Consider the following 24555-nt stretch of genomic DNA (forward strand, 5'->3'; position numbering starts at 1 on the left):
CCCCATGACGCAACGCAAAGGCATCATCCTCGCCGGTGGCTCCGGCACCCGCCTGCACCCGGCCACGCTCGCCATGAGCAAGCAGCTCCTGCCGGTGTACGACAAGCCGATGATCTATTACCCGCTGAGCACCCTGATGCTCGGCGGCATGCGCGACATCCTGATCATCAGCACGCCGCAGGACACGCCGCGCTTCCAGCAGCTGCTGGGTGATGGCAGCCAGTGGGGCATGAACCTGCAGTACGCGGTGCAACCGAGTCCCGATGGGCTGGCGCAGGCTTTCATCATCGGTGAGAAGTTCGTGGGCAATTCGCCGAGCGCGCTGGTGTTGGGGGACAACATCTTCTATGGGCATGACCTGGTGCATCTGCTGTCGGACGCCGATACGAAGCAGAGCGGTGCGACCGTGTTCGCGTACCACGTGCACGACCCCGAGCGCTACGGCGTGGTGGCCTTCGATGCCAGCGGCAAGGCCAGCAGCATCGAAGAGAAGCCCGTCAAGCCCAAGAGCAGCTATGCCGTGACGGGTCTGTACTTCTACGACAACCAGGTGGTCGACATCGCGAAGGCGGTGAAACCCAGCGAGCGCGGCGAGTTGGAAATCACGGCGGTCAATCAGGCGTATCTGGACCTCAACCAGCTCAATGTGCAGATCATGCAGCGCGGCTATGCGTGGCTGGATACGGGTACGCATGAAAGCCTGCTCGAAGCGGGGCAGTTCATTGCGACGCTGGAGCATCGGCAGGGGCTGAAGATTGCGTGCCCTGAAGAGATTGCTTGGCGCAATGGCTTCATCGATCGCGAACAGCTTGAGAAGCTGGCCGCACCGTTGCAGAAGAACGGTTACGGCAAGTACCTGAACCATTTGCTGGCTGAACAGGTGCGCTCGTGAATGTCATCCAAACCGAGATTCCCGACGTTTTGATCATCGAGCCGAAAGTCTTCGGCGATGCCAGAGGGTTTTTCTACGAGAGCTTCAATCAGCGTGCCTTCGAAGAAGCGGTCGGGTCGAAGGTTGACTTCGTTCAAGACAACCACTCAAGGTCGTCCAAGGGCGTGCTGCGGGGTTTGCACTATCAGGTCCAGCAAGCCCAAGGAAAGTTGGTGCGTGCGGTGCGAGGCGCGGTGTTCGACGTAGCTGTCGACATACGGCGCTCTTCGCCCACCTTTGGGCGTTGGGTGGGCGCGGAGTTGAGCGAAGGCAATCACCGGCAGCTGTGGGTTCCGCCGGGCTTTGCGCACGGATTCTTCGTTCTCACGGAATCTGCGGACTTTCTGTACAAGACGACCAACTACTACGCGCCGGAGCACGAGCGATGCATCGCCTGGAACGACGCGAGCCTGCAGATCGCATGGCCCGACATCGGCATGGCGCCGCAGTTGTCCAAGAAGGATGCCGAAGGCAAATCGCTTCAAGTGGCGGATGTCTTCGAGTAGGAAGAATTTTTTGTCTTCTTGCTGCATTTGAAATATTCCCGCTGCCTGTGAATGTGAGTTGCTTCTGATGGAGTGAACTGAATGACTCCGGCCCCATGCGCATTCGATCGACGGACAGAGGCCTGAGCGTGTGAACGCGAGGAAGCGCATCAATTTTCATGAAACCCGGAATGAATTTCAAAAAGCTACTGAAGCGCAGCGCTCAGCTTGTGAACGAGTATCGCGATGCCAGCTTGCTCCGGCAGTCGGACTTGTTCGATAAAAAATGGTATCGAGAGAAAAATCCGGATGTTCCGGAAGGCGCTGAGATCCAGCATTTCCTTCGGTTCGGCGGCAAAGAAGGGCGTGCACCGAGCGAAAAGTTTGATGCAGCAGGGTATCTGGAGGCAAACAAGGATGTGGCATATCGGGGCCTCAATCCTTTGGTGCATTACCTCAAATGGGGCAAAGAGGAAGGGCGGAAGATTGCAATTTCCCGCCCAGCGGCGCGTGCGTCGCTCTCGGGTAAGCGACGTTCGGCGCCATCCGTTGATCTCAGTCGATATTCAAAGAATGGAATTCTGCTTGTGACCGAGCAGGAGATTCGCGATCTCGAGTTGCTCCATGAAACAGACCTCTTCGATGCCGAGTGGTACCTCGAAAACTACCCGCATCTGAAGAATCAGGATCCTTACCTTCATTTCCTGCGGCATGGCGGTTTCGAGGGGTTGAAGGCCAGCGAGAACTTCGATTGCGAGTGGTATTGCGACATCTATCCGGATGTCGTCTTGCACGGTGTGCACCCGCTGCTTCACTACCTGAAGCACGGCATGAAGGAAGGTCGCTTCAAGGGCATGCCGCCCAAGATCGCATCGGTCGTCAAGCGGACCGTTGCGGACCTGATGGTGCTCGACCCCGAAATCGAATCGTGCCATCCATTGCACGGCAAGCATTTGAGACTGCGCCCGAATTTCAGCATCCCGACCGATGAGCTTGGTGCCGCCTGGACTGAAATTTTTCATGACCTGCCTGCTGGAATCCGGCACGTCGTTTTCATGCCCTGGCTTGTCAAAGGCGGGGCGGATCTCGCCGGTGTCAACATCCTGCGCGCGGCCCAGGAAGCGGTCGGCGTGGCTGCCACGCTGCTCGTCTTGACTGACCATGACAAGGTGGATGCCTTCGACTGGCTGCCTTCGGGGTCGCAGGTGCTCGTCTTGTCCGATTACGACGCAGATCTCAATCCGCGGAACAGGCAGCGCATTGTCGAGGCGCTGATATTCACGCTTCAGCCCGAGTCGATCACGAACGTAAACAGCTCGGCGTGCTGGGCCGCCCTGGTTGAAAAGGGCAAGGCTTTCCAGTCGATATGCAAGGTCTACACGACGCTGTTCTGCCGCGACTTCACGGAAGATGGCCGCGGGGCGGGGTATGCGGATACGCACCTCCGGGCCGCGATCCATAACGTCGACAAGATCTATTTCGATACCAACGTCTTTCTCGAAGAAGTGGTAGCGAGGTATGGATTTACACCTGCATTGACGCAGAAGCTCCAGTTTCTTCCTCAGCCGGCATTGGACGATCTGCGAGAGATTTCCAAGAGATCGGCCTCCGACGAACCACGGCCGGCCGTCTTCTGGGCGGGCCGGTTCTGCCACCAGAAGAATACGGAGTTGCTGGGTCGGATCATCCGGTCTCTGCCGGAGGTCACACTGGACGTCTACGGCGGCGGTGAGCCTGAACGCGAAGCCGAACTGGCGGCGCTGGCAGGCACGCAGCCCAAACTGCGTCTGCTGGGGATGTTCGCCTCGTTCAGCAAGCTTCCCCTGGAGCGGTATGCCGCCTTCCTCTTCACGTCGCGTTTCGAGGGCATGCCGACGGTCCTGATCAATGCCGCCGCCGCAGGCGTCCCCATCATCGCGAGCAATGTCGGAGGCGTCTCCGAGCTGGTGACCAACGACACCGGATGGCTGATCGATGCGTTGGACGACGAGCGCGCTTACTGCGCGGCCATCCAGGAAATTCTCGACAACCCGGAAGAGGTGGAGCGTCGCCTGCAAGCCATGAGGAAAAAGTTGGGCGTCGAGCGTTCCTGGTCCGCATTCAAGGCAGGGCTTCCTTTCTCATCCATGTTCTCCAGCGAGGCCGAGCATGTCTAAATTCCACGTCACGGCAATCGTCAATGCGCACAAGGAAGGCCTGTGGCTCAAGCCGGCATTGGACAGTGTCTGGGCGTGCTTCGAGACGGCCCGGGATCGGGGCCTGACCACCGAACTGCTCGTCGCGATGGATCGCGCGGACGCACTTTCGGTCGAGATCGTCAGAGACAGCGTCGCAAGATTTCCCCACGTGCGTGTGGTCCCCATGAACCATGGGGATGTTGGGCATGCTCGGAATCAGGCGGCATTGCTGGCCGAGGGCGAGTACGTGGCGTTTCTCGATGGCGATGATCTCTGGGGGCCTACCTGGGTTGCGGATGCCTATGCCATGGCGAGCGCAGACGAGCGTGAACTCGTGCTTCATCCCGAGGTGAATGTCTATTTCGGACACGACCCGCATGTTTTTGTGCATATCGATGCCGAAAGCAAGAATTTCGATGCGGCAGCACTTGCGTTGGTGAACTATTGGACGTCGCTTTGTTTCGTGCGCAAGGAGTTTCTTGTGGAAAATCCCTATCCAGAAACGAATTTGGCAGCGCAAATAGGCTACGAAGACTGGGCTTGGAATCTCAAGGTGATGTCTGCGGGTGCCGTGCACAAATGCGTCCCAGGAACCGGGCATGCCATCCGGATGAAGCAGATTTCTTTGGTTCGCCAAACAAGCTCGGCAGGTTGCATCGCGGCACCCAGTGATATTTTCAAGAAGATCCTGAAAAATCAGACAAGGAGGCCCGATTCGAAGCTTCGCGTCGCAGTTTAGTTCGTGCTTCCCGAGAAGCTTTTCAATTCGGCTTCAATGTGTGATGGAAAAAACAAAATTAAAAATACTTGACGGGTGGGAGAGCACCCATGTCAAGCTGCTGCTGATCGTATTTGGTACAGCACTGATTGCAAAGGGTGGCGTTCTGGCGCGCGGTTTTGCCGTCGATGACTACGCATTCGGGCAGGGGTTCACAAAGGGCGAGCTGAACGTATTCCTGACGCAGGGCCGGTTTCTGCTTGGGGGCATTGACAGTTTCATCGACTCCCTCGGTGTGAACATCAACGACTTGTACGTGTCGCTCGGCATCTGCGCACTGCTCCTTCAGGCCGCGCTGGTCGTTTCCATCTTGCGATTCGTAGGCGTCGCGAATGCGCGGGGTGCGGCGTTGGTGGGTGCTGTCATGGTGGCCCATCCATATCTGGCAGAAATCCTCACCTTCCGCATGGTGCTGCCCGGGTACTGCGTGGCGGCGGCGTTTTCCATCGTGTCGTTGGAGATGATTTCGCGAAAGCCGATGAGCTGGCCGAGCATCGCGATTGCACTGACTGCCACGGTCGGCATGTTGTTCATCTACCAAGGCTTTCTGAACTATTTTTCCGCAGCTATTATTTTTGCCTACCTGTTTGGAACGATTTCTTGGAGTCGGATTGGTCTTGACGTAGCTGACGGACAAGATCTCAAACGACGCGCAGTGGTGTTGGCGCTTGTTTGCCTTGCTTCTGTGCTCATTTTCTTAGTCATCCTCAGCATATCGAAGAGCTTGGGATGGATCGAGTTGACGGGAAGAGCAAACCTCATTGAACGCGGGTTCTTTGCGGAGAGAATCGCGCAGATCAAGGATCTTCTGCTTCGGATCTACTGGTTGGATGAGCCGGTCTCTCCTCGGTGGTTGAAGGTTCTTGTTGCCGCGATGATTTCTATCGCTGTGGTCTTGACCGCGAGGATTTTATGGAATCAAAAAAGAGATAAAAAAAAGCTGCTTGATCTCCTTGGCATCGCATTGGGCTTGCTTTTGCTGATTCCAGTGACCGTAGGGGTGATCGCTCCATTCAAGGACTGGCATCCAGTGCCGCGAGTGCTTCCCCAGGTGGCATTGATTATTGGATTGCTGTTGCTCGTCGGCTATTCGGCGGTACGAGGGTTTTTGGGGAAAATCCCGGGGAATATTTTTTCGGGATTTTTGATGCTTTTGTTGGTGTCTTTTGTTTTTATAAGCAATCAAATATTCGCTGATCAACAAAGAGTCAATTCATGGGATAGGGCTGAGGCGAACCGGGTAATCGCTCGCCTTGAGCAAAAAGATGAATTTTCGAAGGTCGAGTATATTTTTGTAAGCGATGGTGGTTGGCGCCGTCCCTCTAGGTTGAATACGACTCAGGGGGATATGAATATTTCAGCATTTTCCCCAGGATATTCAAGAGCGCCATTGCTGGTTGAAGTGTCTGGTTATGTATTCAAAAAGCCTTCCGGCGATCAAAATTTGATTGGTGAAAGATATTGCGAAAAATCCAAGTCTTGGCCAAATCCGGAGTCTATTTCCATTGTTGAAAATCTAGCCATTGTTTGCTTGAAGAAATGAGTTTCTGATTTCGAGAAGAATTTCAGATTGAGTTTATTCAACGACGACAAATTAAATTGTTAAAGCGATTAAAATGAGCAGGCTAGAACGAGTTTCCATAGTGATCCCGGTTTATTCGGGAGAGAAAACGCTGCCAATTCTCGTGGCCGAAATCGAGAAGCTGACACACCCGCAAGTCACCGCGGCCGGAAACTCGTTCGTCGTCAGCGAAGTCGTGCTGGTCCACGATTGCGGACCGGACCGCTCGGACCTCACCATGACAGCTCTCGCCGAGAGCCACGCTTTCGTTCAGCCGGTATGGCTGTCCCGAAACTATGGACAGCACGCCGCCACCATGGCCGGCATGGCCAGCGCCACGGGGGACTGGGTCGTGACCATGGACGAAGACGGTCAGCAGGACCCCACAAGCATCGGCGCGATGCTGGACCTGGCCCTCAGTGCTTCGCTCCAGCTCGTCTATGCGCAACCCACGAATCCGCCGCCGCATGGCTGGTTGCGCAACCTGATGAGCCGGACGGCCAAGGGCATCAGCACGCGTCTTCTCGGCAATAAAAGCATCGGCCGCTTCAACAGCTTCCGATTCATCGATGGCGAAATTGCCAGGACGTTGTCGGCCTATTGCGGCAACGGCGTCTATCTGGATGTCGGATTGTTTTGGATCACGGGCCGTGTGGGGCACTGCCCATTGCGTCTAAGGGACGAATTGGGCCGGCCCTCGGGCTATTCCTTCCTGTCGCTAGTCCGGCATTTCTGGAGCCTGGTGCTCACGACCGGCACTCGGCCGCTGCGCCTCATCACCATCATGGGATTCTTCTCGATTCTGCTGGCAATGGGATTTGCGATCTACGCCATCTACGAGAAATACACCGGACAGGTGCCGGTCGAAGGGTGGACATCGCTCGCTGTCGTGGTGGCATTTTTCTCCGGGGTCATCCTGACAGCGCTTGGCGTGATCGCGGAGTACCTGGCGGTGACGATGGGCATCGCGATGGGCAAGCCTCTCTATGTCGTGAGTTCGAAGCCGACCAGGCCGAAGAGCCGCCCATGACGTTGACTTGGGTGCTTGGCAGCCGAGGTTTGCTGGGTTCCGCGTTCTGCCGTGCGCTTCGGCTCGACGGCGCCACGGTATTCGCTCCCGCCGAGCGCTTCAGCTGGACGGATGAGGCGCAGCTGGCATCGCAGATCGATGCGGCGGTGGATGCCTTTTCTCTCCAGGCGCGTCAAGCATCCAGATGGGAAATCTACTGGGCCGCCGGTATCGGCACCATGGGCAGTGCGGAAGAGTCGCTCGAGCCGGAAGTCCGGGCGCTGGCGTCGCTCATTCGACGAATCCAGTCGAACGACGTATTGATGACGATGCCGGGTGCGCTGGTGCTTGCGAGTTCAGCCGGTGCGATCTACGCATCGTCGAAAGACGAAGTCATCACCGAAAACTCCGTGCCGGCGCCCAACAGTGCCTATGCGCGAGCGAAGTTGCGACAGGAAGATCTTCTGCGCGCTTTCGGGGCTGCACACCCGCAAGTTTCCGTGTTGCTGGCCCGGATATCGACGCTCTATGGCGCAGGGCAGGCTGTCGGGAAGGCGCAAGGGCTGCTGACGCACATGGCCCGCAGCATCGTGCGCAACCGACCCGTGGGCATCTATGTCCCTATCGACACCATCCGCGACTACATCTCGGTGGACGACGCGGCGTGCGAGATCATCGGCACCCTGCGCGAACCGAGTCTGTGGCCGGGGGTGCTCTTGAAGATCGTGGCGTCGGGACGGCCGACGACGATCGCCGAGATCATTTCCATCTTCAAGAGAATTTCCAGGAAGCCACCCAAAATCACCACGGGCGTCAGCAAGGCTTCCAGCCTCTATCAAAGGAAAATCCAATTTCAATCCATCGTTGGAAATGGAAAGCGATTGTCACAGGCGCGCAGTCTCGGCGTAGGGATACACCAGATTCTCAGCGCCGAGCGGGCGGCGCACGCCAATCCTGAAAAAACTTCGAAATGATGGAATGTTGTTTTTCAGGAATTTTTATATTTTGGATTCGATTCAATTATGAAACGGGCTGAAATTTTTTCTTTTCAGTTCGTTCGATTTCTCGTGGTCGGGGTTGCCAATACGCTGGTGGGATTGTCGGTGATATATTCCGCCAAATATTTCTTCCATGCAGGCGATGTCTTGGCCAATGCCATTGGGTACGGCGTGGGGATCTGTGTGAGTTTCACCTTGAACAGCCGGTGGACGTTCGCCTACAAAGGGCTCATGGTGCCGGCGGCGGTGAAGTTTTTTCTGGCCACCGCGGTGGCGTACGCTGCCAACCTGCTGACAGTCATGACGGCAATCGACGGTTTTGGTATAAATACTTATATGGCTCAGGCATTGGGCATGCCGGTTTATACGGTTGTGGCCTATCTGATCAGTAAATATGTGGTGTTTCGTTTAAAAATACAATAAAACATATTGAATTCTTTGGGGGGAATTTTTGATTTACCCTTCTTTGTCGGTTGATCTGATGTTCAAGGTTGAGCGTTTTTGAAATCCCCGTGAGTTTTGATTTTCAATCCACGATTTTGCATTTCTCGATGGTTCTCTGATTGAGATTTGATAAATAAAAACAGGAAAATAAAATGAGTGTGCGAGGTCGGCGGTTCGTTGAGTTCTGGCGAGAGAACGGTTCGCGGGCGGCTGCGAGATTGATTCGCGAGAAGCTGGGGGACGCGATCGCAGGACGCGCCGTGTTCAGCAAGGAGGACGAGGAGTCCAACGCCGAATCGGTGCCGCAGCTTCGCGCCCGCCGGTTCATTTCCCAGCAGGCGTTGGACGTCTACACGATTCCCCGGCCCTCGGTGCCCCGCATCAGCCTGGTGACGGACAGCATCGGCTCCGAGAGCCTGTTTGGCGGCGTGGGGACTGCCTTGCTGTTTTCTGCGCAGTTGGCGAACCAGATGAACGCGACGCTGCGGGTCGTCACGCGCACCGAGGTCCCGTCACCAGCCAACGCGTGGCAGATCCTGAATGCATACGGGATTCAGCTTCAGCAGGAGATCCAGTTCGCTTTCGCGCCGCTCAAGCGCGACGAGATCGATACGCCGCCCGTTGCCGAGGCTGTTCCCGGCTTGGACATCCATCCCGACGAGATCTTCGTCACGACCTCCTGGTGGACCACGGCTGCCACGCTGCCCAGCGTTCCGGCCGCGTCGATCATCTATCTTCTTCAGGAAGACGAGCGCATGTTCTACGCGTTCGGAGAAGACCGCGTGCATTGCGAGCGGGTCTTGCGCAACCAGGACATCCGGTTCGTCGTGAACACGCGATTGCTCTACGACCATCTGATGGCCACGGGCCTGACGCACCTCGGGCGCAACGGGTTCTGGTTCGAGCCGGCATTTCCGAAGTCGCTGTTCCATCCGCGCCCTCGTGAGGCAAACGGCAAGAAGCGGTTCTTCTTCTACGCAAGGCCGAACAATCCACGCAATCTTTTCCAGATCGGGCTCGGCATCATCGATCACGCAGTGAACGAGGGCATTCTCGACCTCGAACAGTGGGAGATTTTTCTCGTCGGCAAGGACATTCCCCACGTGAAGTTCGGCGCGGGCTACACGCCGCACCGCTGCGAGGGCCTCGGATGGGAGGCCTATGCCGATCTCGCGGGCACCATCGACCTGGGGCTCAGCTTGATGTACACGCCGCATCCCAGCTATCCACCTTTTGACCTGGCCGCGAGTGGTGCGGTGGTCGTGACGAACAGGTTTGCCAACAAGCAGGACCTGTCGGGCTATTCACCCAACATCATTTGCGCCGAGTTGGAGACGCGGGCTTTGCTGGACGCGCTTCGTTCGGGCGTGGCGATCGCCAACGACAGGGAAACTCGCCATCGCAATTTTGCGGCGAACGGGTTGGGAACGGATTGGACGTTGGCGTTCGCAGATGTCCTCCGGGCGCTCACGGCAGGGCGCTGATGTTTTCCCTCGACGTTCCTGCGGTTCCTTATGCCGACCCATGGCTCTTGCCGGTCTCGGCGCGTCTGGCGATGCTGCACCAGCGCCGCGGTGCAACGCGCGTTGCCTACTTTTACGAAGAGCCGAACAACAGCACCTTCCGCTACCGTGCGTACAACATGGCGCAGGTGCTCAACGAGTCCGGCGTCGAGAACGTCTCGGCCAGCTACTTCTTCCTGTCGGACAGCGAACGATTCGACGAAATCGCCGATGCGGCCGACGTGCTGGTGATCTGCCGTTCTCGCTACTGCCATCGCATCAACGGGCTCATCACCAGGTTCCGCTCGCGCCGCAAGCAGGTGCTGTTCGATGTCGATGACCTCGTCTTCGATACCGACTATGCCCACCTCGTGATGGCCACCTTGGGCCTCGACATGGCGCAGGCGGGGGTCTGGGACGACTGGTTCGCGATGATCGCGCGCATGGGCCAGACGCTGAGGCTCTGCGACGGTGCCATCACCACCAACGACTTTCTTGCCCAGAAGCTTGCAGACTACGCGGGCCTTCCGGTCGCCGTCGTGCCGAACTTCATGAACAGGGAGCAGCTGGCGCTGGCGGAAAAGGTCTATGCGGCCAAGGAGCGCATGCGCTTCACCGGCGATGGCAAGGTCTGCCTCGGCTACTTCAGCGGCTCACCTTCGCATCGCCTCGACTATGCGATCGTGGAGCCGGCACTGATCGAGGTGATGGCCGAGCGCCCGGACGTGGAGGTCATGGTCGTCGGCTACATCGACCACGGCCCTGCGATGAAGAAGTTCGCCCATCGCATCAGCCGACAGCCGTTTCACGACTACGTGAACCTGCAACGGCTGCTTGGAACTGTCGAGTTCAACCTCATGCCGCTGCAGTCGAACGCCTTCACCGATTGCAAGTCCGAGTTGAAGTACTTCGAGGCCGCCAGTGTCGGAACGCTGAGCATTGCATCCCCGGGCTTCACCTACCGGCATGCGATCCGTGATGGCGAGAACGGTTACCTCGCCAAGGCCCATGAATGGACCGAAGTGATATTGAAGGCCGTGGACCGCAGCAGTGCGAACTACGGCACGATGGCCGCGTTGGCGCGGCAGGACGCACTGGCGAAGTTCGGTTGGCAACACCAGGCCGAGGCGATTCTGACGGCTTTGCAGATCGCCTAGAGGCCCAGGGGCGCACGGGGAGTTCCGCCCCCCCCGCCCCGGCGCGCTTTTCAGCGCTCCACGATCCGCCCGTGCTCCAGGTGAATGACCCGGTTGCACTCCTTGGCGATCAGCTCCGGCGAATGCGAGGCGAGGATCAGGATGCCGGACTTGGCGACCACGTCCTTCATGCGCTGTTCGGCCTTCTCGGTGAAGGCGGCATCGCCGACCGACAGCCACTCGTCCATCAACAGGATGTCCGCCTCGACGCTGGTGGAAATGGAGAACGCGAGCCGCATCAGCATGCCGGTGGAATAGGTGCGCACGGGCATGTGCACGTATTCGCCCAGGCCGCTGAACTCGCAGATCTCGGGGGTCAGCTTGTCGAGCTGCTTCTTGCTCATGCCCATGACCAGGCCGCGCAGCATGATGTTCTCGATGCCCGTGGCATCGGCTTCGATGCCCAGCGAAGGGTCGATCAGGCTGGAGACCGAGCCTTGGCGGGTGAATTCACCTGACGAAGGCTCATAGACCCCGGCCAGGGTGCGCAGGAGCGTGGACTTGCCCGCGCCGTTGTGGCCGACCAGCCCCAGCCGGTCGCCGCTCTTCAATTCGAGGTTGATGTTGCTGAGCGCCTGAACGACGGTGACGCCGGTCTCCTGGCCGAATCGACCGCCGGTGACCGAGGCCGCGATGGTCTTCTTCAGCGAGTTGGCACCTGCCCCGTAGATGGGGAAGTTGACGGAGACATCTTTGAGTGAAATGAAAGCCATGTTTCTTCAGAGCCAATAGACGACGCGACGGCGGTACCTTGCGAACAGCAGGCACGAAACGGCGACGCAGCCCGCCGTCCATCCGAGGATGCCCCACCAGCTGTGGGCTTGTGCGACTCCGCCCATCAGCGGCGTGCGCAGGAGGTCGAGCATCTGTGCAAACGGGTTCCAGAGGATGTACTTGGCGCGGCCCGGCAGGCTCGAGGGCAGCCAGAAGACCGGCGTCAGGAACATCAGCATCTGCATCACGCTGGTGACGATCTGGGTGACGTCACGGAATCGGGTGCAGATAAGACCCAGCGCAAGACCCAGGGCGTGGGCGTTGATCAGCAGAAGGATGAATGCGGGCACGAAAAGCAGTGCAGACCACGACAGCGAAATGCCCGCCCAGAGCGCCACCGGGATGTACAGCACGATCTGGTGCGCGAACTGGATGATGTTGCGCCCCATGCTGCGCCACACGAAGAGGCTGATCGGGAAATAGCTCTGCTTGAGGTAGTTGCCCGAGCTGACGAACGCGTTGCATGAGTCGGTGACCATGCTCGAGAAGAAGCCCCAGAAGATGATGCCGAGCGCCAGGTGCGGGAAGAACGTGGACAGCTCGGTGCCGAACAGCGAGCTGTACAGCGGCCCCATGCCCCCGATCATGGCGCCCATGCTCAGCGTGAGCCACAGCGGGCCCAGCATGGAGCGCCTGTAGCGCAGGACGATGTCGGACCAGGCGAGGGTCCACCAGATGTCCGTGCGGCGTGTGCCCTCCCACCAATCAGACCAGGCGCTGCGGTGGAGGTTGGAGTGAACTTGGCTCATGTGCGTCTGTACGAGTCTGCGGGGGATGGACGGTGGTGTCTTCGCCCGAAGAGCTCCGGGCTGTGTCGTGACGGGCAAGGGTCGCCACGTCAGCGATGCCGGAGGGCGGCCTCATTTTCTATCCTTTGTGTGAACCGCGCGATTTTACCGGGCGAGGTGAACGGCCTGTGTCGGCGGCTGGCGGCCTGTGCAGCCCCGGGCGGAAAGGCGAAGCGAAGATAATCGGCTGCCGACGGACATCGAGCCCTCGCTTCTCCTTCGAGCCGCTGTACGGCGCGTATTCCACGAAAAAGTTCCCTCCTTGCCGTTTCAGCCGGCAGGTCGTCTATGAAATCTGTATCTCGGCTCTTCGACTTCTTCCTGACCGTGCTCTGGAGAACCCCTGGCGTCGGTGGGCGGCTCCAACGGGCGTGGCGGATGTTCCGCAAGGCGGGCTGGCGCGGCATTCAGTGGGAACTCGGGCGGCGCGTCACGGGGTTCAACGACTATGCGCGCTGGGTCCGCGACCACGACACCCTCACGCCCGCTGCCACGGACAGGCTGGCGCAGCGCGTGGCCGCCATGGCCGACCGGCCGTTGATTTCGGTGCTCATGCCCTCGTACAACCCCAATCCGGTCTGGCTGCGCGAGGCCATCGAGTCGGTGCGCGGACAGATCTATCCGAACTGGGAGCTGTGCATCGCGGACGACGCGTCGCCCTCGGCGGAGGTCCGGGCGATCCTGCAGTCCTATGCCGACAGCGACTCTCGCATCAAGGTGGTGCTCCGGCCGAAGAACGGCCACATCTCCGCCGCATCGAACAGTGCGCTCGAGCTGGTCGCCGGCGCATGGATCGCGCTCATGGACCATGACGACCTGCTGCCGGCGGACGCGCTGTTCTGGGTGGCCGATTGCATTGCCAGCCATCCCGATGTCCGGTTGATCTATTCCGACGAGGACAAGGTCGACGAAGCCTTGAGCCGTTCCGGCCCGTATTTCAAGTGCGACTGGAATGCCGATCTCTTCCGTTCGCAGAACATGTTCAGCCACCTGGGCGTGCTGTCGGCCGACCTGGTGCGTGCCGTCGGCGGCTTCCGATTGGGCCTGGAAGGTTCGCAGGACTGGGACCTCGTGCTTCGCTGCATGGAGCGTGTCGAGCCAAGGCAGGTGCGCCACATCCCGCGGGTGCTCTACCACTGGCGCGTGCATGCCGAAAGCACCGCGAAGTCGATGGACGCCAAGCCCTATGCCGTGGTGGCCGGCGAGCGCGCGCTTAACGAGCATTTCGAACGGACGCAGACGCGCGCGACCGCAGAACACATCGGGTTCGGCTACCGGGTGCACTACGCGTTGCCCGACACGCCGCCGTTGGTGTCGCTGGTCATTTCGACGCGCAATGCCGCGGTGTCGCTGCGCCGGTGCGTGGACGCGATCGTCGCAAAGACCGTCTACCCGCACTACGAAATCATCGTGGCCGACAACGCCTCGGACGATGCCGCGGCGCTGGCCTGCCTGGAATCTGTGGCCGGGCGCCCGAACGTGCGCGTGCTGCGCCATGCGCAGAAGCAGGGCGCCGCCGCGCTGCGCAACGCGGCGGTCGAGGCTGCAACGGGCGACGTGATCGCATTGCTCGACGACAGCCTCGAGGTCCTCACGCCCGAATGGCTGTCTGAAATGGTGAGCCTGGCGCTGCAACCCGGTGTCGGCGCGGTGGGCGCAAGGCTGATGGACCGGCGCCGGATCCTGACGCACGCCGGCATCATCCTGGGCCTCGGACCCGATGGCGTGGCCGGCTGCTCGCACCGCGGCATGCCCGCGGGGCGCGAAGGCTACGGCGGCCGTGCCGCACTGATCCAGTCGCTGTCGGCCGTGACATCGGCCTGTCTTGTGATCCGCAAAGACCGCTATCTTCAGGTCGGGGGCCTCGACGGGGCCCATCTGAAGGAGGCGTTCGCGGATGTGGACCTCTGCCTGAGGCTGGGCGAAACCGGACTGCGCACGCTCTGGACCCCTTACGCGGAGCTGCTCGACCACCAACCTGCGGCGCGCGCCAGAAAGGGCACCGAGCCGGCAAGCGGGCCGTTCCAGGACGATGTGGCCTACATGAAGCGCCGATGGGGCGCATGGCTGCAGAACGACCCCGCCTACAGCCCCAACCTCATGCTGGAACGCGAAGATTTCAGCTACGCCTGGCCGCCGCGCGTGGCACCGGCCTGACGCGATGGCGCCCGGTGTTTCCGTCGCGCTGTGTACCTACAACGGCGCCCGCTATCTTCCCGACCAGGTCCGCAGCATCTGCACGCAGGTGCCGCTGCCGCTGGAAATCGTGCTGTCCGACGACAACTCCAGCGACGACACGCTGGCGGTCGTGCGCGACACCCTTGCCGAATGCGGGGTGGCGGACCGCGTGGCGCTGCGGGTGTTCAGCAACAAGCCGGCTCTGGGCGTCACGCGCAATTTCGAACAGGCCGTGGGCGCCTGCCAGCATGACCTGATCGTGCTGTGCGACCAGGACGATGTCTGGCATCCCGGCCGGCTCGCGCGCATGGTGGCGCAGTTCGAAGCGCGCCCCGACCTGCTGCTGTTGCACACCGACGCCCGCCTGGTCGACGACCGGCTGGCCCCGCTGGGCTCGACCCTCTTTCATGCCCTGGAGGTGCAGCCCGGAGAGTTGACGGCCATTGCGCAGGGCGAGGCCTTCGACGTGTTCCTGCGGCGCAACCTGGTGACCGGTGCGACCACCATGTTCCGCAAGACCCTGCTCGACGCGGCCCTGCCATTCGCGCCGGAATGGGTGCACGACGAGTGGCTGGGGGCCGTTGCCGCCGCCATCGGGCGCGTGGACGTCCTGCCGGAGCCCACCATCGACTACCGGCAGCACGCCAGCAACCAGATCGGTGCGCGGCGTCTCACGCTGTCCGAAAAGATGGCCAAGGCCTTTGCCGAGCGCGGCGACAAGCACGTCGGGCGCCTGCGCCGGGCAGAGGCGCTGCTGCAGCGCCTGCAGCAGCTCGGCGACCGGGTGCCTGCGAGGTACGTGGCATCGCAGCGCGCCAAGGTGGCGCACCAGCGTTTCAGGGCGCAGCTGCCGGCGGCGCGGTTCCTGCGGCTGGTGCCGATCCTCATCGAGGCCGGTCGAGGGCGCTATGCGCGTTTTGGCCGGGGCGGCCACGCCGTCGCGCAGGATCTTTTCGAGCGCGGTTAGTCCTGCAGCCGCCGGTAGCGCCAGAACGCCCCCGACAGCCACACCTTGAGCAGGCTGGTCACGTGCCAGTACAGGTACTTCTTGCTGCGGTGGCTGGCGCGCTGGGCGTCGTGGCGCGCGTGCAGGTCTTCGGTCACCTGGAGCTTCCAGCCGGCCAGCCGGGTGCGCGCGCAGATGTCGAAGTCTTCCCCGTACATGAAGAAGCGCTCGTCGAATCCGCCGATCTGGCGGTAGGCCTCGCTGCGGAACAGCATGAACAGGCCGGGAATCCAGGCCGGCACGGCCGGCGGCTGGTAGCCGGGCTTCTTGCGGCCCAGGATCTCGAAGGGGGTCAGCAGGGCGCGGTGCGGCTCGGGCACGGGCCGGCCCGACTCCAGGATGCGCGGCGTCATCAGGCCGGCGTCGGGCGCGGCCTGGGCGAGCATCGGGGCCAGCACGTCGGCGTCGAAGCGGATGTCGGGGTTGAGCACCAGGAACCAGGGCGTGTCGCAGCGCGCGAAGGCCTGGTTGTGGTTGGCGCCGAAGCCCAGGGGCGTGGGGTTCTCGATCCGTTCGATGGCGAAGCCCCAGTGTCGTCCTGCACTCAGGTCGGCCTCGGGAATGTTCAGCGTGAGCACGACCTTGGCGATCGAGCCTCGGCTGTGGCGGTCGAGCTGCTCGAGCAGCGGCAGCACCAGCGCGAGCTGGCCGTGGCTCACGATCGACAGGGTGACCGGGGCTTGGGGTGAAGAAGGGGGCGTGGGCATGGTCTAATTTCGCTCGGGAATTCTAGGGTTCCCCCAACCCCACTCATGATTGCCCTGATCATCCTCAGTTTCTTCGTCTCTGCCATCGCGGTGCAGCTGTTCATGCGCCGCGCGCGCAGACACGCGCGCCGCTACGGCGCCGACATGCCGCAGCGTTTCCACAAGGGCCACGTGCCGCGTCTGGGCGGGGCCGGCATCATGCTCGGCATGAGCGCGGCCTGGCTGGGCGCCGGCCTCATCGAGCCGCTGAACATCGCCTGGCCGCTCAAGTCCTCGATCCTCACGCTGGTGTGCATCCTGCCCGCCGTGCTCGGCGGCATCGTCGAAGACGTGACCCAGCAGGTCAAGGTGCGCTATCGGCTGGGCCTGACCATCGGCTCGGCGCTGCTGGTGTGCTGGGTGCAGGGCCTGGGCGTGGCGCGCACCGGCTTCGAGACGCTCGACGGCTGGCTCGCAGTGCTGCCGTATGCCTCGCTGGTCTTCGCGGCCCTGGCCATCGGCGGCCTGCCGCATGCCTTCAACATCATCGACGGCTACAACGGGCTGGCCGGCACCGTGGCCGTGCTCGTGTGCCTGGCCATCTCGCACGTCGCGCTGCAGCTGGGCGACCGGCAACTCGCCGCGATGGTGATCTGCCTGGTCGGCGCCACCTTCGGCTTCCTGGTCTGGAACTACCCGCGCGGCAAGATCTTCGCCGGCGACGGCGGCGCCTACGTCTGGGGCATGGTGATCGCCGTGGCCTGCGTGACGCTGGTGCAGCGCCACCGCGTGGTGTCGCCGTGGTTCCCGATGCTGCTCCTGATCTACCCGGTGTGGGAGACGCTGTTCTCCATCTACCGCAAGCTGGCGCGCGGCCAGTCGCCGGGCACGGCCGACGCGCTGCACTTTCACCAGCTGATCTTCCGGCGCATCGTGCGCGTGGCCTTCGCGGACGACGAGGCGCGCCAGCTGCTGGCGCGCAACAACCGCACCTCGCCCTACCTGTGGATGTTCGCCGCGCTGTCGGTGGTGCCCGCGGTGCTGTTCTGGAACAACACCTTCGTGCTGATGCTGTTCTGCCTTCTGTTCGTCACGACCTACGTCGGGGCGTACCTGATGATCGTGCGCTTCAAGGTCCCGCGCTGGCTGCGGCCCTGACCGCCGGCGCCCCCTTGTTGCGAGAATTCCTTCCCTTCGTCCACCGCTTCGGAGCCTGACTGTCCATGACCGATCCCGTCCTCAACATCCCTCCGCGCGACAAGGCCGAGATCCTGGCCCAGGCGCTGCCGTACATCCGCAAGTTCCACGGCAAGACCATCGTCATCAAGTACGGCGGCAACGCCATGACCGACCCGGCGCTGCAGGCCGACTTCGCGGAAGACGTCGTGCTGCTCAAGCTGGTCGGCATGAACCCGGTGGTGGTGCACGGCGGCGGCCCGCAGATCGAGGCTGCGCTGAACAAGCTCGGCAAGAAGGGCAGCTTCGTGCAGGGCATGCGCGTGACCGACGCCGAGACCATGGAAGTCGTCGAATGGGTGCTGGCCGGCGAGGTGCAGCAGGACATCGTGGGCCTGATCAACCAGGCCGGCGGCAAGGCCGTGGGCCTCACGGGGCGCGACGGCGGCCTCATTCGCGCGCAGAAGCTCAAGCTGGCCGACCGCACCGACCCCAACGTGCACCACGACGTGGGCCAGGTCGGCGACATCGTTTCCATCGACCCCAGCGTGGTCAAGGCGCTGCAGGACGACGCCTTCATTCCCGTCGTCAGCCCGATCGGCTTCGGCGAAGAGAACGAGAGCTACAACATCAACGCCGACGTCGTCGCCGGCAAGCTCGCCACCGTGCTCAAGGCCGAGAAGCTCATGCTCCTGACCAACACGCCCGGCGTGCTCGACAAGAACGGCAACCTGCTCACCAACCTGAGCGCGCGCGAAATCGACGACCTCTTCGCCGACGGCACCATCTCGGGCGGCATGCTGCCCAAGATCGAAGGCGCGCTCGATGCGGCCAAGAGCGGCGTGAACGCAGTACACATCATCGACGGCCGCGTGCCCCACGCGATGCTGCTCGAGATCCTGACCGACCAGGCCTACGGCACGATGATCCGGGCGCGCTGAACGCCCTCGCGAGCCTTCCGCAGCCCGAAGGCGCGCGCTCACTGCGCTGTGCGAGAATCAATTGATTACATCTTTGCACGCGCTCCCATGCAGAACGAAGAGACAGCTGCCCCCGGCGTAGAGACCCCGGCCGAAACGCCCGCCGCCGTACCGACGCGCAAGCGCCCCAAGCCGGGCGAGCGGCGCGTGCAGATCCTGCAGGCGCTGGCCGCCATGCTGGAGCAGCCCGGTGCCGAGCGGGTCACCACCGCCGCGCTGGCCGCACGGCTCGAGGTGAGCGAGGCGGCCCTGTACCGCCACTTCGCGAGCAAGGCCCAGATGTTCGAAGGCCTCATCGATTTCATCGAGCAGAGCGTCTTCACGCTGGTCAACCAGATCCTCGAGCGCGAAGGTGCCACCGGCAGCCAGCAGGCCGCCCGCATCCTCACGCTGCTCGTGCAGTTCGCCGAGCGCAATCCCGGCATGACGCGCGTCATGGTCGGCGATGCGCTGGTCTACGAGAACGAGCGCCTGCAGCAGCGCATGAACCAGTTCTTCGACAAGATCGAGGCCACGCTGCGCCAGGTGCTGCGCGGCGCGGCCGCCGCCGACGGCTCCGCCACGCCCAGCGTCGATGCGCAGGTGCGGGCCGCGGCGCTCACGGCCTTCGTGGTCGGGCAGCTGCAGCGCTTTGCGCGCTCGGGCTTCCGCCGCGCGCCTTCTGAACACCTGGAAGCCACGATCGCCCTGATCGTTTGACGTGACGGCAAGGCCGGCCGGCGTCCAGCCGGTCCGCTCGAGCCCTGTCGAACTCGACGCGCCCTCTTGCGGCGCGTACGATGAATTCCTCCCTTGCCGCCACGTGATACCGCGGTGACAAGCCCGTTTCGCATGACCTCTGGATCGGAGGTTCGCATGAGCGCTTGTCCTTCCCGCAGCCCGCGCGGCCATAGGCCTTCCGGGGCGCGCCATGTCTGACGCCGCCGCTGCCCGCCCGGCCCTTCTTCTGCACGTCGTCGCGCTCACCGCAGTCGCCATGGTCGCGTTCGCGGCCAACTCGCTGCTGTGCCGGCTCGCGCTGCAACACGGCGGCATCGACCCCGCCAGCTTCGGCAGCATCCGGCTCGCATCTGGCGCGGTCACGCTCGCGCTCGTCGTGCGCTTCCGCGCGCAGCCGTCGGCCCTCGGGCGCACCAGCTGGCTCCCCGCCGTGATGCTGTTCGCGTACGTCGCGTTCTTCTCCTTCGCCTACCTGAGCCTGTCCGCGGGCACGGGCGCGCTGATCCTCTTCGGCGCAGTGCAGCTCACGATGCTGGGCGCGGGCCTGGGCGGCGGCGAGCGCTTCGGGGTGCTGGCGTGGTTCGGCTTCGTCCTCGCGGCGGCCGGACTCGTCTACCTCGTGTCGCCGGGCGTTGCCGCGCCGCCGCTGCTCGGTGCCGTGCTGATGGCGGTGGCGGGTGTGGCGTGGGGTGTGTATTCGCTGCGCGGCCGGGGCGTGGCCGACCCGCTGGCCGCCACGGCGCGCAACTTCCTGCGCGCGGTGCCGATGGCCTTCGCATTGAGCCTGGTGTTCGCCACGCGCGCGCATGCCGATGCGCGCGGCATCGCGCTGGCCGTGGCCTCCGGGGCGCTGACCTCGGGGCTCGGCTATGTCGTCTGGTACGCGGCGCTGGGCCGCCTGTCGGCGTTGCGTGCGGCCACGGTGCAGCTGTCGGTGCCGCTGCTGGCGGCGTTCGGCGGCGTGCTGTTCCTGTCGGAGGCGATCACGCCGCGGCTGGCGCTTGCATCGGCGGCGATCCTCGGCGGCATCGCACTCGTGCTGAGCCAGAAGTCGCGCAACGCCGCACGGCGAGCTTAGGCGACGGCCACGCCCACCTTCGCACCGGCGGCGACGATCTCGCCCCATGTCGCGTCATCGACCCACACCCCGTCGCGCCGGCGTGCCGCGCGCGCCTGGCGCTCCGGCTCGCCCGCGATCTGCACGGCCTCGAAGCCCTGGCCCGGTGGGCTTTGCCGCAGCCAGTCGATGAACTCACGTGCTTCGTCGTCGAAGGCTTTCTGCGTGCCGAGCTTCACGGGGTCGATCAGCACCGTCAGCATGCCGTTGAGCACCGTGCGTGCCGTGTCCGCCGGCCGGTGCCAGGTGCCGCCGCCCGTGAGCGCGCCGCCCAGCAGCTCGCAGGCCACCGCCATGCCGTAGCCCTTGTGCTCGCCGAAGGTCATGAGCGCGCCGAACAGGCCGTTTCCCTGCGGCACGACGACCACGCCCGGGTCGTTGGTGGGCGCGCCGCGTTCGTCGATCAGGTAGCCGTCGGGCACCTGCTCGCCCTTGTTGTGGGCCACGCGCATCTTGCCCTGCGCCACGCGGCTGGTGGCGTAGTCGAGCACGAAGGGCTCGGCGCCCGCGAGCGGAATGCCGATGCAGCACGGGTTGGTGCCGAAGCGCCCGTCGCCGCCGCCCCAGGGCGCCACCACGGGCCGCGAGAGCACGTTGACGAAGTGCATCGCGACCAGCCCCAGCGCCGTCGCCATCTCCGCGAAGTGGCCGATGCGCCCCAGGTGGTGCGCGTTCGCGAGCGTGAAGATGCAACTGCCGTGCTGCTTCGCGCGCGCAATGCCGAGCTCCATCGCCTGCACGCCGACGATCTGCCCGTAGCCGTGCTGGCCGTCCAGGCCCATCAGCGTGCCGATGTCGAGGTTGACCTTCACAGCCGCGTTGGGCACGAGGCCGCCTTCGGCCACCGCATCGATGTAGCGCGGCAGCATGCCCACGCCGTGCGAGTCGTGGCCGCTGAGGTTGGCCAGCACGAGGTTGGCCGCCACCTGCTGCGCCTCGGCGGCGCTGCTGCCCGCGGCTTCGAGCACGCGCGCGACGTTGGTTTGCAGGCCGTCGGCCGGCAGTGTTCTGGACATGGATCAGGCTCCTCGTTCGTTCAATGGGATGGCGTAGCCGAAGGGGAGGGCGGGCATGGGCTGCACGGGCCTCACATCACTGCGCCGACCTGCCAGGGCACGAACTCGTTCTGCCCGTAGCCGTGCTGCTCGCTCTTCGACTGCGCGCCCGACGCCGTGGCCAGCACCAGTTCGAAGATGCGCTGGCCCATCTCCGCAATCGAGGCCGTGCCGTCGACGATCTCGCCGCAGTTGATGTCCATGTCTTCTTCCTGCCGCTGCCAGAGCGCCGAGTTGGTCGCGAGCTTGAGCGAAGGCGAGGGCGCGCAGCCGTAGGCCGAGCCGCGCCCCGTCGTGAAGCAGATGAGGTTCGCGCCGCCCGCCACCTGGCCCGTGGCGCTCACCGGGTCGTAGCCCGGCGTGTCCATGTAGACGAAGCCGTGCGCGGTGACGGGTTCGGCGTATTCGTACACCGCTTCGAGGTTGCTGGTGCCGCCCTTGGCGACCGCGCCCAGTGATTTTTCGAGGATGGTCGTGAGCCCGCCCGCCTTGTTGCCCGGCGAGGGGTTGTTGTTCATCTCGCCCTCGTTGATCTCGGTGTAGTGCTCCCACCACTTGATGCGGTCCACGAGCTTCTGGCCCACCTCGCGCTTCACCGCGCGGCGCGTGAGCAAGTGCTCGGCGCCGTACACCTCGGGCGTTTCGCTGAGGATGGCCGTGCCGCCGTGCGCCACCAGCAGGTCGACCGCCGCGCCCAGCGCCGGGTTCGCGCTGATGCCCGAGTAGCCGTCGGAGCCGCCGCACTGCAGTCCGATGGTGATGTGCGCGGCGCTGCACGGCTCGCGCTTCACGGCATTGGCGCGCGGCAGCATCTCGTTGATGAGCGCCACGCCTTTCTCGACCGTCTTGCGCGTGCCGCCCGTGTCCTGGATGTTGAAGGTGCGGAAGTTTTCGCCCTCGGCGAGGTGGCCGGTCGCGAGCCACGCATTGATCTGGTTGGCCTCGCAACCGAGCCCGACCACCAGCACGCCCGCGAAGTTCGGGTGCGTGGCGTAACCCGTGAGCGTGCGTTCCAAAATTTGCATGCCCATGCCCTGCGTGTCCATGCCGCAGCCGGTGCCGTGCGTCAGCGCGACGATGCCATCGACGTTCGGGAACGCCGCGAGCGCCTGCGGATTCGTCTTGCGCGAGAAGTGATCGGCAATGGCGCGCGCAGCGGTGGCAGAGCAGTTCACGCTGGTCAGCACGCCGATGTAGTTGCGCGTGGCCACGCGGCCGTCGGCGCGCTTGATGCCCATGAAGGTGGCCTCGCGCTTGGCGGGCGCAGGCTTCACATCGGCACCGAAGGCGTAGTCGCGTTCAAAACCTTTTGTGACGGCGCCCTTGTCGGGGCCCATGTCCAGGTTCTGCGTGTGCACGTGCTCGCCGGCGGCGATGGGCTTGCTCGCGAAGCCGATGATCTGGTTGTAGCGGCGCACCGGTTCGCCCTGCGCGATGGCGCGCATCGCGACCTTGTGGCCCGGCGGAATCAGGCCGCGCACGGCCACGTTCTCGACGCGCGTGCCGCCGAGCAGTTGCGAGCGCGCGATGACGACGTCGTCGGCAGGATGGAGTCGGATGTAGGGTGTCATGGTCAATAGAACATCTTGGGCAGCCACAGCACGAGCTTGGGCATGTAGGTGATGAAGCCCAGGCTCAGCAGGAGTGGCACGAGCCAGGGCAGGATGGCCATCGTCGTGCGTTCGAAGCTCAGGCCCGCCACGCGCGCCAGCACGAACAGCACCATGCCCATCGGCGGATGCAGCAGGCCGATCATGAGGTTGAGCACCATCACGAGGCCGAAGTGAATCGGGTCCACGCCGAGCTGCGTCGCAATGGGCAGCAGGATCGGCACGAGGATGGTGATGGCCGCCGTCGGTTCCAGGAAACAGCCCACGAACAGCATCAGCAGGTTGGCCAGCAGCAGGAACACCCACGCGTCCTTGGTGAAGCTCAGCACCCACGCGGCGATGTCGGTGGTGACGCCCGTGGCCGTGAGCATCCAGCCGAAGATCGAGGCCGCCGCCACGATGAACAGCACCGTGCTCGTGGTCTCGATGGTGTCCAGGCAGACCTTGATGAACATCTTCCACGACAGCGTGCGGTACCAGGCAAAGCCCAGAATCATGGCCCACACGCAGGCCGCGATGGCGCCCTCGGTGGGCGTGAACAGGCCCGTGGTCATGCCGCCGATGAGCAGCACCGGCGTCATGATGGGCAGCAGCGCCTCGAAGCTGAAGATCTTGTCGAGCACGAAGAGCGACGCCAGCCCCGCGAACACCGTGAGCTGCGGCGGCGTGCCCAGCTTGGCCACCAGCAGCCACAGCAGCATGGGCCAGCCGACCACCACGACCAGTTCCATCAGCGCCTTGAACAGGCGCGTGCGCGAGAACTTGACGTCGGCGCCCCACTTGTTCTTGTGCGCGTAGTAGGCCACCGTGAGCATCATCAGCACGGCCATCATCACGCCCGGCAGCAGGCCCGCGAGAAACAGCGCGCCCACCGACACGTTGGCCATCATTCCGTAGATCACGAAGGGCAGGCTCGGCGGAATGATCGGGCCCAGCGTGGCCGAGGCGGCCGTCACGCCCACCGCGAATTCGGTGGAGTAGCCGTGCTCCTTCATGGCCTTGATCTCGATGGTGCCCAGGCCGGCCGCATCGGCAATGGCCGTGCCGCTCATGCCCGCGAAGATCACCGAGCCCAGCACGTTCACGTGGCCCAGGCCGCCCTTGAGCCAGCCCACCAGCGCCAGCGCGAAGTTGTAGATGCGCGTGGTGATGCCGGCGTTGTTCATCAGGTTGCCGGCCAGGATGAAGAAGGGCACGGCCAGCAGCGGAAAGCTGTCGATGCCGCTCACCATGCGGTGGATCACCACGAACGGCGGCAGCGTGCTGTCGCTCACGAGGATGTAGACCAGCGAGGCGCCAGCCATGGCAATGGCCACGGGGATGCCGCCGGCCATGAAGAACAGGAAGATGATTTTCAGCATGGGGTTGTGTCGCAGGACCGCGC

The 24555-nt window shown here is 63.1% G+C and carries 22 protein-coding genes; 16 read left to right on the forward strand and 6 right to left on the reverse strand.

Translation table 11 applies throughout. The features are described 5' to 3' along the window. Positions 1–4 precede the first annotated feature (4 nt). The 10 genes from rfbA to RZE79_RS03495 all read left to right on the forward strand — a co-directional run bounded on the left by rfbA (position 5) and on the right by RZE79_RS03495 (position 11042). A complete protein-coding gene (gene rfbA, locus RZE79_RS03450; protein ID WP_319359026.1) occupies positions 5–892 on the forward strand; it encodes a glucose-1-phosphate thymidylyltransferase RfbA in 888 nt (295 codons plus the stop codon). Continuing rightward, positions 889–1437: a dTDP-4-dehydrorhamnose 3,5-epimerase gene (gene rfbC, locus RZE79_RS03455; RefSeq protein ID WP_319359027.1), complete on the forward strand. Its 549-nt coding sequence runs from the start codon at positions 889–891 to the stop codon at positions 1435–1437. The genes rfbA and rfbC overlap by 4 nt, the downstream gene beginning before the upstream one ends. A gap of 170 nt (positions 1438–1607) precedes the next feature. Further along, on the forward strand, positions 1608–3572 hold the full coding sequence (locus RZE79_RS03460; RefSeq protein WP_319359028.1) for a glycosyltransferase family 4 protein: 1965 nt from the start codon (positions 1608–1610) through the stop codon (positions 3570–3572). After that, on the forward strand, positions 3565–4332 hold the full coding sequence (locus RZE79_RS03465; protein WP_319359029.1) for a glycosyltransferase: 768 nt from the start codon (positions 3565–3567) through the stop codon (positions 4330–4332). The genes RZE79_RS03460 and RZE79_RS03465 overlap by 8 nt, the downstream gene beginning before the upstream one ends. Before the next feature lie 43 nt (positions 4333–4375). Next, positions 4376–5914 carry a glucosyltransferase domain-containing protein gene (locus RZE79_RS03470; protein WP_319359030.1) on the forward strand — a complete coding sequence of 513 codons (1539 nt, stop codon included), beginning with the start codon at positions 4376–4378 and terminating at the stop codon, positions 5912–5914. Between the two features lie 73 nt (positions 5915–5987). Further along, entirely contained in the window at positions 5988–6962 is a 975-nt protein-coding gene (locus RZE79_RS03475) for a glycosyltransferase (RefSeq protein WP_319359031.1), read from the forward strand. Continuing rightward, positions 6959–7915 (forward strand): NAD-dependent epimerase/dehydratase family protein, encoded by a 957-nt coding sequence (locus RZE79_RS03480; protein ID WP_319359032.1) that lies wholly within the window; start codon positions 6959–6961, stop codon positions 7913–7915. The genes RZE79_RS03475 and RZE79_RS03480 overlap by 4 nt, the downstream gene beginning before the upstream one ends. A 48-nt stretch (positions 7916–7963) precedes the next feature. Next, positions 7964–8362 carry a GtrA family protein gene (locus RZE79_RS03485; protein WP_319359033.1) on the forward strand — a complete coding sequence of 133 codons (399 nt, stop codon included), beginning with the start codon at positions 7964–7966 and terminating at the stop codon, positions 8360–8362. Positions 8363–8535: 173 nt separating this feature from the next. Next, on the forward strand, positions 8536–9867 hold the full coding sequence (locus RZE79_RS03490; protein ID WP_319359034.1) for a hypothetical protein: 1332 nt from the start codon (positions 8536–8538) through the stop codon (positions 9865–9867). After that, the gene (locus RZE79_RS03495; RefSeq protein WP_319359035.1) at positions 9867–11042 is read left to right on the forward strand and encodes a glycosyltransferase; all 1176 of its coding nucleotides are present in this window, start codon (positions 9867–9869) and stop codon (positions 11040–11042) included. Before RZE79_RS03490 ends, RZE79_RS03495 begins: the two co-directional genes overlap by 1 nt. Before the next feature lie 50 nt (positions 11043–11092). On the opposite strand, the gene RZE79_RS03500 is transcribed toward RZE79_RS03495, so the two are convergent. Together RZE79_RS03500 and RZE79_RS03505 are read right to left on the reverse strand one after the other, a co-directional pair. After that, a complete protein-coding gene (locus RZE79_RS03500; RefSeq protein WP_153280756.1) occupies positions 11093–11794 on the reverse strand; it encodes an ABC transporter ATP-binding protein in 702 nt (233 codons plus the stop codon). Positions 11795–11800: 6 nt separating this feature from the next. After that, the gene (locus RZE79_RS03505) at positions 11801–12604 is read right to left on the reverse strand and encodes an ABC transporter permease (protein ID WP_319359036.1); all 804 of its coding nucleotides are present in this window, start codon (positions 12602–12604) and stop codon (positions 11801–11803) included. Between the two features lie 327 nt (positions 12605–12931). Between RZE79_RS03505 and RZE79_RS03510 the strand changes: the two genes are divergently transcribed. After that, positions 12932–14800, forward strand: a complete 1869-nt coding sequence (locus RZE79_RS03510; protein ID WP_319359037.1) for a glycosyltransferase — start codon at positions 12932–12934, stop codon at positions 14798–14800. A gap of 4 nt (positions 14801–14804) precedes the next feature. Then, a complete protein-coding gene (locus RZE79_RS03515) occupies positions 14805–15788 on the forward strand; it encodes a glycosyltransferase family 2 protein (protein ID WP_319359038.1) in 984 nt (327 codons plus the stop codon). On the opposite strand, the gene RZE79_RS03520 is transcribed toward RZE79_RS03515, so the two are convergent. Beyond that, positions 15785–16534 carry a glycosyltransferase family 2 protein gene (locus RZE79_RS03520; protein WP_319359039.1) on the reverse strand — a complete coding sequence of 250 codons (750 nt, stop codon included), beginning with the start codon at positions 16532–16534 and terminating at the stop codon, positions 15785–15787. The two genes, RZE79_RS03515 and RZE79_RS03520, sit on opposite strands and share 4 nt — an antisense overlap. A gap of 45 nt (positions 16535–16579) precedes the next feature. Here RZE79_RS03520 and RZE79_RS03525 point away from each other — a divergent pair, with 45 nt between their 5' ends. The 4 genes from RZE79_RS03525 (at position 16580) to RZE79_RS03540 (ending at position 20467) form a co-directional block, all read left to right on the forward strand. After that, positions 16580–17671, forward strand: coding sequence for a glycosyltransferase (locus RZE79_RS03525; RefSeq protein ID WP_319359040.1), 1092 nt, complete (start codon positions 16580–16582; stop codon positions 17669–17671). Positions 17672–17736: 65 nt separating this feature from the next. Continuing rightward, positions 17737–18630, forward strand: coding sequence for an acetylglutamate kinase (gene argB / locus RZE79_RS03530; protein WP_062471140.1), 894 nt, complete (start codon positions 17737–17739; stop codon positions 18628–18630). A gap of 87 nt (positions 18631–18717) precedes the next feature. Then, positions 18718–19368, forward strand: coding sequence for a nucleoid occlusion factor SlmA (gene slmA, locus RZE79_RS03535; RefSeq protein WP_319359041.1), 651 nt, complete (start codon positions 18718–18720; stop codon positions 19366–19368). Positions 19369–19579: 211 nt separating this feature from the next. After that, positions 19580–20467: a DMT family transporter gene (locus RZE79_RS03540; RefSeq protein WP_319359042.1), complete on the forward strand. Its 888-nt coding sequence runs from the start codon at positions 19580–19582 to the stop codon at positions 20465–20467. Here RZE79_RS03540 and RZE79_RS03545 read toward each other — a convergent pair. The 3 genes from RZE79_RS03545 to RZE79_RS03555 all read right to left on the reverse strand — a co-directional run bounded on the left by RZE79_RS03545 (position 20464) and on the right by RZE79_RS03555 (position 24532). Beyond that, a complete protein-coding gene (locus tag RZE79_RS03545) occupies positions 20464–21522 on the reverse strand; it encodes a malate/lactate/ureidoglycolate dehydrogenase (RefSeq protein ID WP_319359043.1) in 1059 nt (352 codons plus the stop codon). The two genes, RZE79_RS03540 and RZE79_RS03545, sit on opposite strands and share 4 nt — an antisense overlap. 71 nt (positions 21523–21593) lie before the next feature. Then, complete coding sequence (locus RZE79_RS03550) at positions 21594–23132, reverse strand: altronate dehydratase family protein (RefSeq protein ID WP_319359044.1); 1539 nt, start codon at positions 23130–23132, stop codon at positions 21594–21596. 2 nt (positions 23133–23134) lie between these two features. After that, positions 23135–24532: a TRAP transporter large permease gene (locus RZE79_RS03555; RefSeq protein ID WP_319359045.1), complete on the reverse strand. Its 1398-nt coding sequence runs from the start codon at positions 24530–24532 to the stop codon at positions 23135–23137. Positions 24533–24555: the final 23 nt, after the last annotated feature.

The sequence above is a fragment of the Variovorax sp. EBFNA2 genome, from assembly GCF_033802765.1.
In the GTDB taxonomy this organism is placed as follows: domain Bacteria; phylum Pseudomonadota; class Gammaproteobacteria; order Burkholderiales; family Burkholderiaceae_C; genus Variovorax; species Variovorax paradoxus_H.